General features: G+C 54.4%; 14 protein-coding genes. 8 read left to right on the top strand and 6 right to left on the bottom strand.

All coding sequences use genetic code 11. The annotated features are described in order from the left end of the window. Positions 1-7: 7 nt before the first annotated feature. From RZA33_RS13635 to RZA33_RS13615, 5 genes are all read right to left on the bottom strand, one after another. Complete coding sequence (locus RZA33_RS13635) at positions 8-301, bottom strand: EscU/YscU/HrcU family type III secretion system export apparatus switch protein (protein WP_317508265.1); 294 nt, start codon at positions 299-301, stop codon at positions 8-10. Further along, complete coding sequence (locus RZA33_RS13630) at positions 285-1,568, bottom strand: flagellar hook-length control protein FliK (RefSeq protein WP_317508264.1); 1,284 nt, start codon at positions 1,566-1,568, stop codon at positions 285-287. The genes RZA33_RS13635 and RZA33_RS13630 overlap by 17 nt, the downstream gene beginning before the upstream one ends. Further along, the gene (locus RZA33_RS13625; protein ID WP_317508263.1) at positions 1,565-1,960 is read right to left on the bottom strand and encodes a flagellar protein FliT; all 396 of its coding nucleotides are present in this window, start codon (positions 1,958-1,960) and stop codon (positions 1,565-1,567) included. Before RZA33_RS13625 ends, RZA33_RS13630 begins: the two co-directional genes overlap by 4 nt. Positions 1,961-1,967: 7 nt before the next feature. Further along, entirely contained in the window at positions 1,968-2,384 is a 417-nt protein-coding gene (fliS, locus tag RZA33_RS13620) for a flagellar export chaperone FliS (protein WP_317508262.1), read from the bottom strand. 213 nt (positions 2,385-2,597) lie between these two features. Further along, entirely contained in the window at positions 2,598-4,286 is a 1,689-nt protein-coding gene (locus tag RZA33_RS13615; RefSeq protein WP_322976214.1) for an HD domain-containing phosphohydrolase, read from the bottom strand. Positions 4,287-4,608: 322 nt separating this feature from the next. On the opposite strand from RZA33_RS13615, the gene RZA33_RS13610 reads away from it, so the two are divergent. Next, positions 4,609-4,974 carry a flagellar protein FlaG gene (locus RZA33_RS13610; protein ID WP_317508260.1) on the top strand — a complete coding sequence of 122 codons (366 nt, stop codon included), beginning with the start codon at positions 4,609-4,611 and terminating at the stop codon, positions 4,972-4,974. A gap of 44 nt (positions 4,975-5,018) precedes the next feature. Here the strand turns inward: RZA33_RS13610 and fliE are convergent, their stop codons facing one another. Then, on the bottom strand, positions 5,019-5,351 hold the full coding sequence (gene fliE / locus RZA33_RS13605) for a flagellar hook-basal body complex protein FliE (RefSeq protein ID WP_317508259.1): 333 nt from the start codon (positions 5,349-5,351) through the stop codon (positions 5,019-5,021). A 255-nt stretch (positions 5,352-5,606) separates the two neighbouring features. Here fliE and fliF point away from each other — a divergent pair, with 255 nt between their 5' ends. The 7 genes from fliF (at position 5,607) to fliL (ending at position 13,012) form a co-directional block, all read left to right on the top strand. Next, entirely contained in the window at positions 5,607-7,370 is a 1,764-nt protein-coding gene (gene fliF, locus RZA33_RS13600; RefSeq protein WP_317508258.1) for a flagellar basal-body MS-ring/collar protein FliF, read from the top strand. Further along, positions 7,363-8,370, top strand: a complete 1,008-nt coding sequence (gene fliG / locus RZA33_RS13595; RefSeq protein ID WP_317508257.1) for a flagellar motor switch protein FliG — start codon at positions 7,363-7,365, stop codon at positions 8,368-8,370. The genes fliF and fliG overlap by 8 nt, the downstream gene beginning before the upstream one ends. Further along, complete coding sequence (locus RZA33_RS13590; RefSeq protein ID WP_317508256.1) at positions 8,363-9,136, top strand: flagellar assembly protein FliH; 774 nt, start codon at positions 8,363-8,365, stop codon at positions 9,134-9,136. The genes fliG and RZA33_RS13590 overlap by 8 nt, the downstream gene beginning before the upstream one ends. Before the next feature lie 10 nt (positions 9,137-9,146). Next, complete coding sequence (fliI, locus tag RZA33_RS13585; protein ID WP_317508255.1) at positions 9,147-10,541, top strand: flagellar protein export ATPase FliI; 1,395 nt, start codon at positions 9,147-9,149, stop codon at positions 10,539-10,541. Continuing rightward, positions 10,538-10,990 carry a flagellar export protein FliJ gene (gene fliJ, locus RZA33_RS13580; protein ID WP_317508254.1) on the top strand — a complete coding sequence of 151 codons (453 nt, stop codon included), beginning with the start codon at positions 10,538-10,540 and terminating at the stop codon, positions 10,988-10,990. The genes fliI and fliJ overlap by 4 nt, the downstream gene beginning before the upstream one ends. 19 nt (positions 10,991-11,009) lie before the next feature. Then, complete coding sequence (locus tag RZA33_RS13575) at positions 11,010-12,374, top strand: flagellar hook-length control protein FliK (protein WP_317508253.1); 1,365 nt, start codon at positions 11,010-11,012, stop codon at positions 12,372-12,374. A 161-nt stretch (positions 12,375-12,535) separates the two neighbouring features. Further along, entirely contained in the window at positions 12,536-13,012 is a 477-nt protein-coding gene (fliL, locus tag RZA33_RS13570; protein ID WP_317508252.1) for a flagellar basal body-associated protein FliL, read from the top strand. Positions 13,013-13,016 lie beyond the last annotated feature (4 nt).

The following is a 13,016-nucleotide window of genomic DNA, read 5'->3' as shown; positions in this document are numbered from 1 at the left end:
TAATTGGCTACTTGGGCATATCACGATAACTTATACCATCGTCAGATAGCTCGAACACCCATACCAGAAGCTCCGCGACGATTTGGTAGAGCCCCGCGGGAATTTCCGCGTCCAAATCAAGCTGCATTAACAGCGCGACCAGCTCGGGGGCGTCGTGCACATAAATACCCTGGCGCTGAGCTTCAGCCATTATGCGCTCGGCCAAATCGCCGTAACCTTTTGCCACGACACGGGGCGCCCTGTCATTGTCTTGATAGGCCAAGGCTACTGCTTGGCGTCGACGCTCACCCGAAGTTGCCATGCACATCCTCCGACTCAAGATAGCGAGCCCGCAGCTGCACTTTTTGTAAGTCCAAAGCCCCCAGGCGTTTTTCTAACGCCGGTAGACCTGCATCGATACGCTCATACGCTTTGGTACTTTCAGTAGTAAAATCGATACTTAACGCATTTTTATACAGCCACAACGACGCGTTGAAGGCGCCTAGATTAGGGACTTCCAGCTGCATATCGGAACGCCAACCGCCATCTGGCTCACCTTCTTGCTGCCCTCCCTCCTGCCCTTCCTCGCGAGCCGGCAGGTTAATCACTAGAGCCATAAAAATACCGGCCCATACATCCCCCTCCCAGCGAATAGTAGGCATTACCAGCATTTCTAGCTGCTGGCGCACCAAACTCTGCAGACTTTCATGCACAACGTCGCGACCCGATCGGTTAGCCATCAACTCGGTCATTTCCCTTGGATGACTAAGATCGACTCTTGATTGACCATTTTCACGCCCCTCCCCTGCCATAGAAACGGTTGTTTGGGGCGCAGCAGCAGGCGCCTGGGTGGAGCCAGCAGGCGGCTGAGTGGAAGCTGTCGCAATCCCCGCCCGAGAAACCAAGCCAGCTTCACTGGCAATCGGTACTAACGGTACGTTCGGAAGGATAGACATGCCCCCTTGACCGCTCATTGACGCGCCCGGCGTAGCCAAGGGCGCCAACCCATTGAGTGCCTGCGAGACATTCAAACCAGTAGGCAAAAGAGACGCGGGCGGAGCGGGTGGGCGTGGCCCAGCTTGCATTTGCGGCTCATTTAAGAGCTGCTGGCGAGTGCCAGCGCCTTGAAACCAACGCTTTAAATGCGCTTCGTAAAACAAACCGCTGTCGCGAATGCTCGCTTCTAGGCGTGTCGCGACAGCACTCGCTGACGGCGCTTCCTGACTGGTAACGAGAGGCGCCTCGGGTCGCATCACCGAAGGGGGAGCGGGAAACCGTAACAAAACGTCGGCGATAGTTCGTGCAGCGGGACTAAAGTGCGTCTGCGTCGAGCCCGGTGGAGATGTCAGCGCATCACCGCGGGGTAACGTTCGCCCACCCTCTCCCGGCAGAGGTAGACGCTTTAAATCGTTTAACGGTGAGGTCGAGGGGCGTCCATCCAAGTTCGCGTCGCCCTTCAAGGCACGCGGCCCTTCGCCTGGCGGAATAGGCTTCACGGGCTGTTCAAGCACCCGCTGCAACGACACCTCGCCTTGACGCCCTAGCACTTGGTGCAAGAGCGTATCAATAAGCGGGTTAATACCGCTCACGTCGACCTCGCCTCGTCGTCAGTGCCATCCGTTGAATAGCGACCCTCGGGCCCTTGCTGAGGGGCATACGCTCGATGCAAATCACGCTGACGCTGCGTGACGCTGATGAGCTTACCCAGCTCATCGCGACGCGAGACTAAACGGCGGCGAATATCCACGTCGTGCTCTAGGATACGCTCCAACAGCTCTGCCTTACGCTGCTGGGCAGGTCCGTCAAGCACCGCGGTTGCATCCAATTCACGGAGTTGCTCAACCAGTACAACATAGTGAGTTCGCTGATCAATCAGTTCCGCCCACTGCTCGGCATCGGCCAGTTCGTGCATATGTGTAACGCGACTCAAAAGCGTTTCATAGCTATCTAACAATGCCTTTTGAGCGTTTTCAGATGACATTATTGCCTCACGCGCTCTGTTGTTGACCAATATCGCGCCATGCTGACGCTATGTCTTCAAGTAGGGACTCAGCCTGATTCAGGCTCTCTTCATCATTGCGCAGATTAGCAGCCAACAGCAGGCGGACAATATAATCGTAGAGAGAGGCGAGGCGTTCGGCAATTTCTCCGCCTTTTTCTTGATCAAGAGCGGCAGAAAGACCGTTATTAACGATATCCAGTGCTTTAGAGATCGATTTCCCTTTCTCGCCGATATTGCCTGCTTGCATATGAATGCGCGCGGCACGAATAGCGGCCTGGGCACCGTCAAATAACATGACGATAAGCTGATGAGGATCTGCCGACATCACTCCGCTTTCTACGCCAACGCGCGCATAAGCATTTGCCCCTCGACCATAGGCGGCGCCACCGCGAGAGTAAGTCATAAGCGAAACTCCTGTGCGTGGCTTTGCTATCCCTTTATCAATGGGTTGCCACGGATATTAAACAATCAAAAGAGTGGCAAACTGCCCTCTGCTATCTTTATGTATCGGCGTAACGTCGGCTGACTTTAATGCCGTGCGGCGCTTTTTTATGTCGAAAACCTGAAACCGTAAAGCTAGCCGCTTAGGCGCTCGCGCCTTGCGGTCTTTACACTTTCAGGTAGACACAGCAACCTCGCTTAAGCATCGCCCAAGCCGCTCAGTCACGTTATTGCTCACCACTTCTCCCACATTGTCACGCATGGGGGCTTCAACCTGCGACGTAAGCAGCACTTCGGTGGGATTGCCCTTAGTGTCAAGGCGCAGAATCCAGCCCTGCTGCTGACTGGAAAAACGCGCCAGCGATCCCACGGGCAGTACCTTGAAGTGTTCGATATAACGTTTGATCCAACGCATATCGAACTGGTGAGGATGCTGTAATAGATGGCGATATATCTGCTGCACCGTCTTCGCTGGCCGATCAGAACGGTCACGTCGCATTGCTTCGACAACGTCAACAATGGCACTGGCCTTGGCCAGCTCGCTAAGATCAGCCCCACTGAGACCAGCGGGATAGCCGCTACCATCCAGGCGCTCATTAATCCCCCCAACAACGGCCTGGACAATCCCCGCCGACAGCCACTGGCAGCTATTTAGCCGGCCAAGCAGCAACTGGACATGCTCACTAACTGCTTCGCGATGACCTGCTTCAAAGCGAGGGGCCTTGAATAAAACTTGAGGAACCAGTGCTTTACCAAGGTCGTGAATGAGGCCGCTGGCAACAATCGCCTTACGCAACTCGCGCGGCATGCTTCCCCCAACGAAGTCGAGCAGGTAAATAGCCACTGCAATACCGTGGCGCACCACTAAAGGCTCAGGAAACAAGCAGCGCGAAGCGAATAATAGCGCCTCACGATCCTCTTCATGAAAATCCAACACACGGTCGGCATAGCGAGAAAGTTGGCGACCATCGATGTCGCTACCTTGCTGTAGCGACAACAACTGAGCGTCTAAATAGGCAGCTACTTTAACCAATCGACGCGCCATGGGCGTCGCATAGCGCTGGATATCGCGCCTACCCAGGAGCTCCTTTGCTCCCTTGCGGTTACTCGGCCGGGCGAACAGTGGTGAAGGCTGGCGCTCGCCCTGCTGCTCTTCCTGATAACGGGCCGATTCACGTTCAATCTCGCACACAAAGTACCAGATTTGCCGCTCTTGCTCGGCACTGCAGCCAGTAAAGCGAAAACCTACGCGGAGCAGATGCTTCTCGGCATCTGCCTTTTGATGGCGCGCATTAGCCAGCACTTCAAAAGACGACCCATTGGGGAAAGTAAAAGCTAATTCTAAGGGGTCTGAGGCTTCAGACAACAAGCCACTGGCCGCTAATGGCAACTCCAGTTGACAGCCATCCTGAGACAGGTCACACAACTCCCCCTCCACCGCATTATCGCCAACGCCTAAACGGGCAGGGACATGCATTCCCATACGCAGCTCGGCACGAAAAGACTCCCGGCGCTGGAGCACATCTAAGGTTGCTGGGTAATCACTGCAACAGAGAAAACGCCCTCCTGCTTGGCGGGTTTCGGTCAGCTGCAATAGCGGCGTCTTTATCACCTTACCCTGCGCCTGCCCACGCAGATAGAAAGCGGCACCCGATTGAAGATGACGGAGCAAATAATCGACCGAGGAAAGATCCATCACTAACGTTTGGGCTAAATGCTGCTCCATCAAGACGATAGGCTCTGGACGCGCATCAGCGGTGGCAAGACACAGCGAAACGCCGCCCGATTCGATTAACGTATTCAGCAGGGACTCAATCATTGCTGCGTTTGCTATTGTTTCAAACTCATCCTGCTGCGCTACCATTGCTAGCCTCACTCGCTTTAACGCGTTAATTAGCCCATCGCAAAGCGAAGAAGCATATCAGAAGCTAGCAACAGGGCGTAGACACAATAAGTCATCATTACGATGCTTAATACGCAGGTTCAGGCGAGAGGAAAAGTTCGTTACGTATCCGATACTATTAAGAAGACACACGTTGACTGCTAGTGATGTAAAGTTTTTCACAGCCCCGCCGATAGGATCGTAGAAGAGTAAATTAATTGTTAGAAATCCAAGCCATGGCTGCCGCTTTGCTCTGTTGGACTAGAATCTGGCGCCAAGGCTGACCCCAAAGAGGAACGTGCCCATGAGCTCTATACCCGCAGAAACAGCAACAGCCTTGTCGTCGAGTTTAATGAACCTGACACCCAAACAACGCCTGGACAGCACTCTGGTTCAACTAGCCACACCAAATAGCCAACTGACAAACATTGGCGAAGAAGACCGGGAAATTACCCATGGCGAGCTTGTGGAACCTATACAGCGCATCAATGAAGTAATGCGCCCACGCGGTTTAGAGTTTGAATTAAGCGAAGACACATCGCGCGTCATTACTCGCGTTATTGACCGGGAATCAGGGGATGTCATTCGCCAGATCCCTGCCGAGGAAGTCATTAAAGTTGCTGAACGCCTGGAGGAGATGCAGGGACAAATGATTTCCCTAGAAGTCTAAACAATGGCGCCCCACCGTCACATGGCTCTCAAAAAAATAAACAGTTAGACTTGCATGTTCATAACGTCCCGATATGCAGATACTAAGCGATTGCGAACTTGGAGCCCCATTTGAAACGCCACGCTAGCTTTCTGCATATCGACCATCACATCGTTTAGCTCTAAATTAGGGTCGCCCGCCTGAAAAGCCATTGCCTGGCTATTAGCCGCCTGTTGGAGCCGGTTGATGCGCTGAATAGAAGCCTGAAGCTCGCCACCAAAACCGCCCTGCCTCACTGTCGCTGAAGCCTGGGCACCACCAATTGGCTGCGCAGACGCCGCCTGATTCGCCAAGCCCTGCATCTGCTGCAGCGTGGACTGGATTGCGGGAGTGCTCATAAGCGTACCTTTTCGCAAAAAATTAACTAATACAAAAAGCTTAACATCGAACAGCACCGCCTCATACGGACAAATAAGCATAAAAAGCCAAGCTTATCGTTCCTTTAGGCTCGACTTGTCACCGGATAATGGCCCCCATCATAATTCCGACCCATTTTCTGGGGCGGACAACCGCGATAGACGGATATAGCCTATGCCTTCTTTGGTGATGCGCCTGGGCCGACACCTGATTTGCCTGCCCCTTTGGAGGGATGCATGAGCGAAACCGGTGCAACGGCAGGCCGTCAAAACAGCACGTCTCAAACCGCTCCCCGTAGTGGCAACTCAGGCAGTGGAAACACTCAGCAAGATAGCGCTGGCGGCTCTCCCGTTGAGCGCACGCTGAAACAACTGCGTGGCAATCCGTTAGTCGCCCTGCTTATTGCGGGCGCAGCCTCTATTGCTATTGTGGCAGCGCTTTTTATGTGGGCAAGCAGTCCTGATTACCGTGTTCTCTACAGCAATCTAAGCGAAGCGGATGGCGGCAGCATCATCGCTGAACTCGACACCCGCGGCGTTGTTTATCAGTTTAGCCAAAATGGCCAAGCGATAATGGTGCCTAGCGACCAAGTTCACACGCTACGTTTGCAGCTTGCTGAACAGGGTTTGCCGCGTGGCGGCAATCTTGGCTTGGAGCTGATGGAAAGCCAAGCGTTTGGAATTAGTCAGTTTGCCGAACAGATTAACTACCAACGCGGTTTGGAGGGCGAGCTGGCGCGCTCAATTGAGTCGTTAGGTCCCGTTGAAGGAGTGCGGGTTCATCTATCGATGGCCAAGCCGTCGGTCTTTATACGCGATCGCGAGCAGGCTAAAGCATCCGTGGTGCTCACCCTTTTACCCGGCCGCGTTCTGGGTCAAGGCCAGGTCAACGCCATCGTTCATATGGTTTCCGGTAGCGTGCCTGAATTAGCTGCTGATGATGTCACCGTCGTCAATCAGGATGGCCGCTTGCTGTCGGCAGAGACTAGCAATGGTGGTGATCTGGATGGCTCCCAACTTGAGTATATCGCTGAGGTAGAACGCTCTTACCAGCAGCGTATTGAAAACATTTTAACGCCGATTTTAGGCGCCGATAACGTGCGCGCCCAGGTTGCCGCACAAATCGATTTCTCGCGGCGCGAGCAAACGTCCGAACGCTACGGCCCTAATCAACCGCCCAATGAAGCGGCAGTACGTAGTCGTCAGCTCAGCCTCGCTTATGATGGTGAAAACCCTCTGGCCACGGGGATCCCGGGGGCACTCAGCAACACACCACCAGGCACCGCCCCGTCTCCAATCAACCAGCCAGACGCCGAAGACCAACAAGAGGAAACTCCCCCTGAGGCGCTGCGCAACCTGCGCCAAGACGATGTTATTAACTATGAAGTTGATCGCAGCATTGAGCATGTTCAGCACCGCCTCGGCCAGATAGAGCGCCTGTCGGCCGCGGTCGTGGTGAACTTTCGTACAGAAATGGATGACGAGGGCGAGTGGGTCGATGTTGCCTTGACCGACAATGAAGTGGCGCAAATTGAACGCTTGGTTCAACAAGCGATGGGCTTCTCTCAGCTCCGTGGCGATGAAGTTGAAGTCGTCAATACGCCCTTTGCGCGTAGCATTGAGGAAACGCAGGAAGTTGAGTGGTGGCAAGACCCGACCGTTCTTTCACTGGCAGCCAACGTTGGCCGCTACCTACTCGTCGCACTTGCTATCTTATTGCTCTACTTGTTGATTTTACGCCCGCTCATTAAGCGCTACACCCAGTCGCCGACCATGGCAGCGGCAGTACCCGGCAGCATGCTTGAGGCTCGCGTGGGTAGCGATGATGAAGACGAAAGCGAGACGCCCTCCGAAGAGGCCGATAAGACCTACAACAAGCCTAAGCGTCGCCGTAAAACGTCACTGTACGAGCATAACCTTAACGATCTGCGCGAAATGGCCCAAGAAGACCCCCGCATGATCGCGATGATACTCCGTGGCTGGATGAATAATAATGAGTAGTTCAATTACTGGAATGAGCGGCGCTCGTAAGAGCGCTATCTTATTGCTTGCCCTTGATGAAGACAGTGCGGCCGAGGTCTTTAAATACCTCAGCGCTGGTGACGTACAAGAAATTAGCATGGAAATGGCCCGCTTGAACCAGGTCTCCCATGACGATATGAAAGCAGTGCTTGAAGCATTCCACGAAGAAAATGAAGAGTTTGTAGCACTTAACCTTAACTCTAGTGATCATATCCGATCGGTGCTAACCAAAGCGCTGGGCAGTGATCGTGCTAGCAGTCTCATTGAAGATATTCTCGAAACAACCGGCAACAACTCGGGTATTGATACGCTCAACCTGATGGAAGCCTCCATGGTGTCCGAGCTGATTCGCGATGAACACCCGCAGATTATTGCCACCATTCTTGTTCATTTAGAGCGTCATCAAGCTTCCGACATCCTTGAGCTGTTTGAAGAAAAACTGCGCAACGACGTGGTCCTGCGTATCGCCACGTTTAGCGGCGTTCAGCCAGCTGCCTTGCAGGAGCTGACCGAAGTGCTCACCAGCATGCTAGACGGCCAGAACCTAAAACGCAGCAAAATGGGCGGGGTAAGAACTGCGGCCGAGATACTCAACTTGATGAACTCCTCCCAAGAGGAAACCGCCATCGAGACTGTCCGCGCGCACAACGAAGATTTGGCCCAGAAAATTATCGACGAAATGTTTCTGTTCGAGAATCTGCTCGACCTCGACAACCGGGCAATTCAAATGGTGCTGCAGCAAGTCGAGACCAATTCGCTGGTGGTGGCACTCAAGGGTGCTCAAGATGAGCTGGTAGATAAATTCCTGCGCAATATGTCACAGCGTGCCGCTGATTTAGTCCGCGAAGATATGGAAGCCCGCGGCCCCATCAGGGTTTCCCAAGTCGAGACAGAGCAGAAAACCATTTTGCAAGTCGTGCGGCGTTTAGCTGACTCGGGTGAAATCGTTCTGGCTGGCGGAGATGATGAGTATGTCTGATACTCACTCACCAAAATTCGATCGCCATGGCGACTGGCGACGTTGGCAAATGGAAGAGCTGGGCAGCAGCACAAGCCAGCATGCTAGCGATAACGCTGTACCGACGGCCCATCAGCGTAAGGTTCAGGCCGCACAAAAAGCGGCCGAACAGGCTCGCCAGCGTGAAGAGCAAGAGCGTCAAGCCCAGTACGAACGCATTCGCCAGAAGGCAGAGGAAGAAGGCTACAAAGCAGGTTTCGAACGCGGCCAGCAAGACGGCTTGGCTAAGGGCTTGGATGAAGGTGCCACCCAAGCGCAAGCTGAGTTAGCAGAACAAGTTCGCCTGACCGTGACACCGCTGCAAACGCTGGCCAAACAGTTTTCCGAGGCGCTTGAACGTATCGACGAAACGATCGCCCATGACCTCGTTGAGCTGGCCTTGGCAACGGGCAAACAGCTGGCTAACGAGGCCTTGCAGGAATCGCCCGAGCAGGTTCTTACGATTGTGCGTGAGTTATTGCACACTGAGCCACCGCTGGTCGGCCAACAACGGCTATGGCTCAATCCAGAGGATCACGCCTTAGTCGAACAGCACTTAGGCAGCGAGCTGCATGCGGCGAACTGGAAACTGCAGCCCGACGATCAGCTTGCCCGCGGGGGTTGCCGGGTCACCAGCGCCCAGGGTGAAATCGATGCGACCTTTGAAAGTCGTTGGCATACGATTCAAGCGCAATCACGCAAAAGAGGCGTCAGCGCTTATCCACCGTCAAATGCTCCGTCATCGTAGGGGATACGCTATGTCAGAGGCCATCTGCCCTCACCAACATCGCTGGCACAAGGCGCTAAGGCGCACACAGCAGCGAGTTAGCTATTTGCCCCGCTACCGCAACAGCGGCCGCGTGGTCCGCGCGACGGGGATGGTCATTGAGGTGGTGGGGCTAAGAGTCGCCGTGGGTAGCGCGTGCCGGATTGAACTACCGGGTAGCGATGGCCGTTTAGCCGACAGTGACAGACATGCTGAAGCCGAGGTCGTTGGCTTTGCCGGTGACAAACTGTTTCTGATGCCGCTTGAGGAAGTCATAGGCCTGATGCCTGGCGCTCGCGTATCACCGCTTGATGAAGGCAATGGCAGTAGCGCGCGTCGCTTTCCCGTGGGCGATAGCTTATTGGGGCGGGTATTGGACGGTAACGGCAATCCCCTGGATGATCGAGAAAACGTTGAAGAAGCCCCCCGTGCCACGCTGAGTGCACCGACGCTCAACCCCCTCTCGCGGGCCCCGATTGACGCGCAAATCGATGTCGGCATTCGCGCCATTAACGCGCTGCTAAGCGTAGGCCGTGGTCAACGGATGGGGCTATTTGCTGGCTCGGGGGTCGGCAAGTCGGTACTGCTTGGCATGATGGCCCGCTACACCAAGGCCGATGTCATTGTGGTGGGCTTGATTGGCGAGCGGGGGCGTGAAGTACAGGATTTTATCGACAATATTTTAGGCCCAGAAGGTCGTCGTCGCGCGGTGGTGATCGCCGCTCCCGCCGACACCTCGCCGCTACAACGCCTGCAAGGCGCCGCCTACGCAACACGCCTTGCCGAAGGCTTCCGCGATGAGGGCCGCAACGTCCTGCTGATTATGGATTCGCTCACGCGCTATGCCATGGCGCAGCGGGAAATCGCTCTAGCCATCGGCGAGCCACCCGCCACGAAAGGGTATCCACCCTCTGTGTTTGCCAAGCTACCCAGCTTAGTTGAGCGTGCTGGCAACGCCGAGCGTGGTGGCGGCTCAATTACCGCCTTTTATACCGTTCTGACGGAAGGCGACGACCAGCAGGATCCCATCGCTGATTCTGCTCGCGCCATTCTTGATGGCCACATCGTACTGTCGCGAACCTTAGCGGAAGCTGGCCACTATCCAGCGATTGATATCGAAGCCTCGATTAGCCGCGCCATGACCTCTATTACCAGCCCTGAGCAATTACAGGAAGCGCGTATTTTCAAGCAGATGTTTTCTCGCTACCAGCGCAATCGGGACCTTATTAGCGTAGGGGCCTATAGCCCTGGTCACGACCCTCAGTTAGACGAAGCGGTTAACCGATTCCCATCGCTAGAGCGCTTTTTGCAACAAAACATCGAAGAGTGTGCAACGCTTACGGATTCTCGTCAGGCGTTACACGCACTGGTTGGAGCACGTAAATGAGTACATCGCAGCTCGAAATGTTAACGGATTTAGCCAGAGGCGCGCGCGACGAAGCAGGCAAATTGCTCGCCCAAGAGCGACAAACTGAAAAGCAAACCAGCGCTCAGTTACAGTCGCTTTTAGGCTACCGTGCCGAATATGCCGAGCGCCTACAGAAGGCAATGCGCGACGGCATTGATCCTGCGACGATGTACAACTACCAGCAATTTTTAGCCTCGTTAGATGCTGCACTCGGCCGGGCACGCCAAGCGTTAGCGGCCCAGCAGGCAAGCGTTCAGCAAAGCCAAAAGAACTGGCAACAAGAGCAGCGCAAGCTCTCTTCCTACGATACACTGGCGTCGCGTCGGCTGTTAGAAGAGCACCGCCGCAGTGAGCGTAATGAACAAAAAACGAACGATGATCTGGTGACTAGCCGCTTGGCTCGTCAATATAACGACAATCCGCAGTAGCGGTGTCAAGGAACTGTATATGAATATTCACCAGTTGCTATCGGCTAGCTCAAGTTCACCTCAGGCCCAGCCTCAAGGTGCTCTTGGCCGCCAAGACTCGTCCAACGGTTTTTTTAAACAGGCGCTTTTACAAGCCTCTGGTGCGCAAGGAGCGTCGCAGACCGACTCACTGCAAGGACGGCTCAACGCTCTGAATAATGCCTCACTTAAAGAGGGCGAGATAGATAGTGAAAAGTTGAGCACCGCCCTAGAGGCACTCGGCATCGATATCAGTCAACAAGACTTATCTGCGCTGTTAACCCAGTTGCAAACGTCAAATTCAGATATGACTGATATTGCGCTAGCGCTGGGTGACCCTGAGACGTCGACACCGCTTGACGAGATAGCCTCACGCCTTACGTTAATCTCATCGTTTACCGATAGCAGCTTTTCGGCGCAACCCCACGCAGGACAGCTGGACACTCAATCGTTACAGGGCGAACAACTTAAAGCGCTGCAAGCCCTTGCCGAACAACTCGGCATCAGTCAGTCACAAACCGAACCACGCCTAGCCCTTGAGGCCATCGCCGATCAGCTGAATATTGATCAAAGTGAAGCGGCTCAGCTGGTTTCGGCATTGAGCGCGCTCGTGTCCCAGCCACAAGGCACACAGCCGCCGCTAGCCATTGATACAGCTCGCTTGACCAGCGCTAGCGCGGCTTCCGCTGGTCTCAATGCACCGCGCACTCAGGCTGATAATATTTTTACTCAAGTCAGTGCTAATAGTGCCTCAACGCAGATCAGTAGCGAGGCTCTCATGGGGGCTCTACTAACGGCAGAGGGAACTCCTAGAGGAAATGCCACGGGTGAACACTTGCTGGCTGGGCTGTCATTAAATGCGGGTCATAGCTCGCAGGGTACGGCCCAACCTGCCCAAGGTTTTGCCCCCTCGGTACCGCCGAGCCAAGCTATTTTAACTACCCCCATCACGAGCACCGCATGGCCACAGCAGCTAGGCCAGCAACTGGTACAGATTTCACAGCGTGGCGGCGAACAGCATGTCCAGATGCAGTTAAACCCTGCCGAGCTTGGCCCATTGTCTATTTCACTAAAATTTGGCGAGCAGGGAGCACAGGCACACTTCTTATCAGCCCATTCACAGGTACGCCAAGTGCTCGAACAGGCCATCCCACAGCTGCGCGAGGCATTGGCTGAACAAGGCATTTCGCTAGGCGAAACCTCCGTTGGCGAACAGCGTAACCCCAATGAACAGGGCTTTGCCCAAACAGGGGGCCAGCAAGGGAGTGGGTTAGGCGACGGCGATATCAATGCCGATGAACCGCTCAATCAGGGTATTGAAAGCAGACCCCTTGCCCTAGACGGACGGGTTGATCTTTACGCCTAAGCGCTGAGTGCTACCCTTTAATGCTATCCCTAGCGCTACCAGTACTAGATAGCTAAACCAAAAGATAGGCTTGCCTAGTAAGCCTGTTCATTTCATCACCCGCATTCGCTTTAGGCATAATACTTTGCAAGCGACACGCATGGAGTTCACAGGAATCGCAAATGGCAGAAACAAGCGGTGGGTCCAAGAAACTGCTCTGGATAATGATTATCCTCGTCTTGCTTTCATCAGCAGGAGCGGCAGCGGCTATCTATATGGTTATCGACCAGCGTGATGACACGGCGGCTGAGGGCGATGTGGCGCAAGAAATGGAGCCAGAAGCGCCGATTTTCATGAGTATCGAGCCCTTTACCGTTAATCTCGCCGATGATCGCCATGGCTCACGTTTACTCTATACGGGCATCACTCTCCGCGTGGGTAATGAAGCGAGCAAAACGATTCTGGAAGAACATATGCCCCAGGTGCGCAGCCGGTTACTGATGTTGCTATCTGGCAAACAGGCTGAAGAACTTACCTCGTCTGAGGGTAAGCAGCAGCTTGCCCAAGCGATTGTTGATCGACTGAATGCGCCGCTAACAGAAAATCAACCACCGCTTGATTTGCGTGAAGTTTTATTCACCGAATTTATTGTGCAATAACCTC

This window comes from Halovibrio sp. HP20-59 (assembly GCF_033052795.2).
In the GTDB taxonomy this organism is placed as follows: Bacteria; Pseudomonadota; Gammaproteobacteria; order Pseudomonadales; family Halomonadaceae; genus Vreelandella.
Note: the sequence above shows the minus strand (reverse complement) of the source record. Positions and strands in the feature narration are given on the sequence as shown.

Bases quoted from the DNA above. Each gene is read 5' to 3' on its own strand.
- RZA33_RS13635 (WP_317508265.1), bottom strand. From the start codon at position 301: ATGGCAACTTCGGGTGAGCGTCGACGCCAAGCAGTAGCCTTGGCCTAT.
- RZA33_RS13625 (WP_317508263.1), bottom strand. From the start codon at position 1,960: ATGTCATCTGAAAACGCTCAAAAGGCATTGTTAGATAGCTATGAAACG.
- fliS (WP_317508262.1), bottom strand. From the start codon at position 2,384: ATGACTTACTCTCGCGGTGGCGCCGCCTATGGTCGAGGGGCAAATGCT.
- RZA33_RS13615 (WP_322976214.1), bottom strand. From the start codon at position 4,286: ATGGTAGCGCAGCAGGATGAGTTTGAAACAATAGCAAACGCAGCAATG.
- RZA33_RS13610 (WP_317508260.1), top strand. From the start codon at position 4,609: ATGAGCTCTATACCCGCAGAAACAGCAACAGCCTTGTCGTCGAGTTTA.
- fliE (WP_317508259.1), bottom strand. From the start codon at position 5,351: ATGAGCACTCCCGCAATCCAGTCCACGCTGCAGCAGATGCAGGGCTTG.
- fliF (WP_317508258.1), top strand. From the start codon at position 5,607: ATGAGCGAAACCGGTGCAACGGCAGGCCGTCAAAACAGCACGTCTCAA.
- fliG (WP_317508257.1), top strand. From the start codon at position 7,363: ATGAGTAGTTCAATTACTGGAATGAGCGGCGCTCGTAAGAGCGCTATC.
- RZA33_RS13590 (WP_317508256.1), top strand. From the start codon at position 8,363: ATGTCTGATACTCACTCACCAAAATTCGATCGCCATGGCGACTGGCGA.
- fliI (WP_317508255.1), top strand. From the start codon at position 9,147: ATGTCAGAGGCCATCTGCCCTCACCAACATCGCTGGCACAAGGCGCTA.
- fliJ (WP_317508254.1), top strand. From the start codon at position 10,538: ATGAGTACATCGCAGCTCGAAATGTTAACGGATTTAGCCAGAGGCGCG.
- RZA33_RS13575 (WP_317508253.1), top strand. From the start codon at position 11,010: ATGAATATTCACCAGTTGCTATCGGCTAGCTCAAGTTCACCTCAGGCC.
- fliL (WP_317508252.1), top strand. From the start codon at position 12,536: ATGGCAGAAACAAGCGGTGGGTCCAAGAAACTGCTCTGGATAATGATT.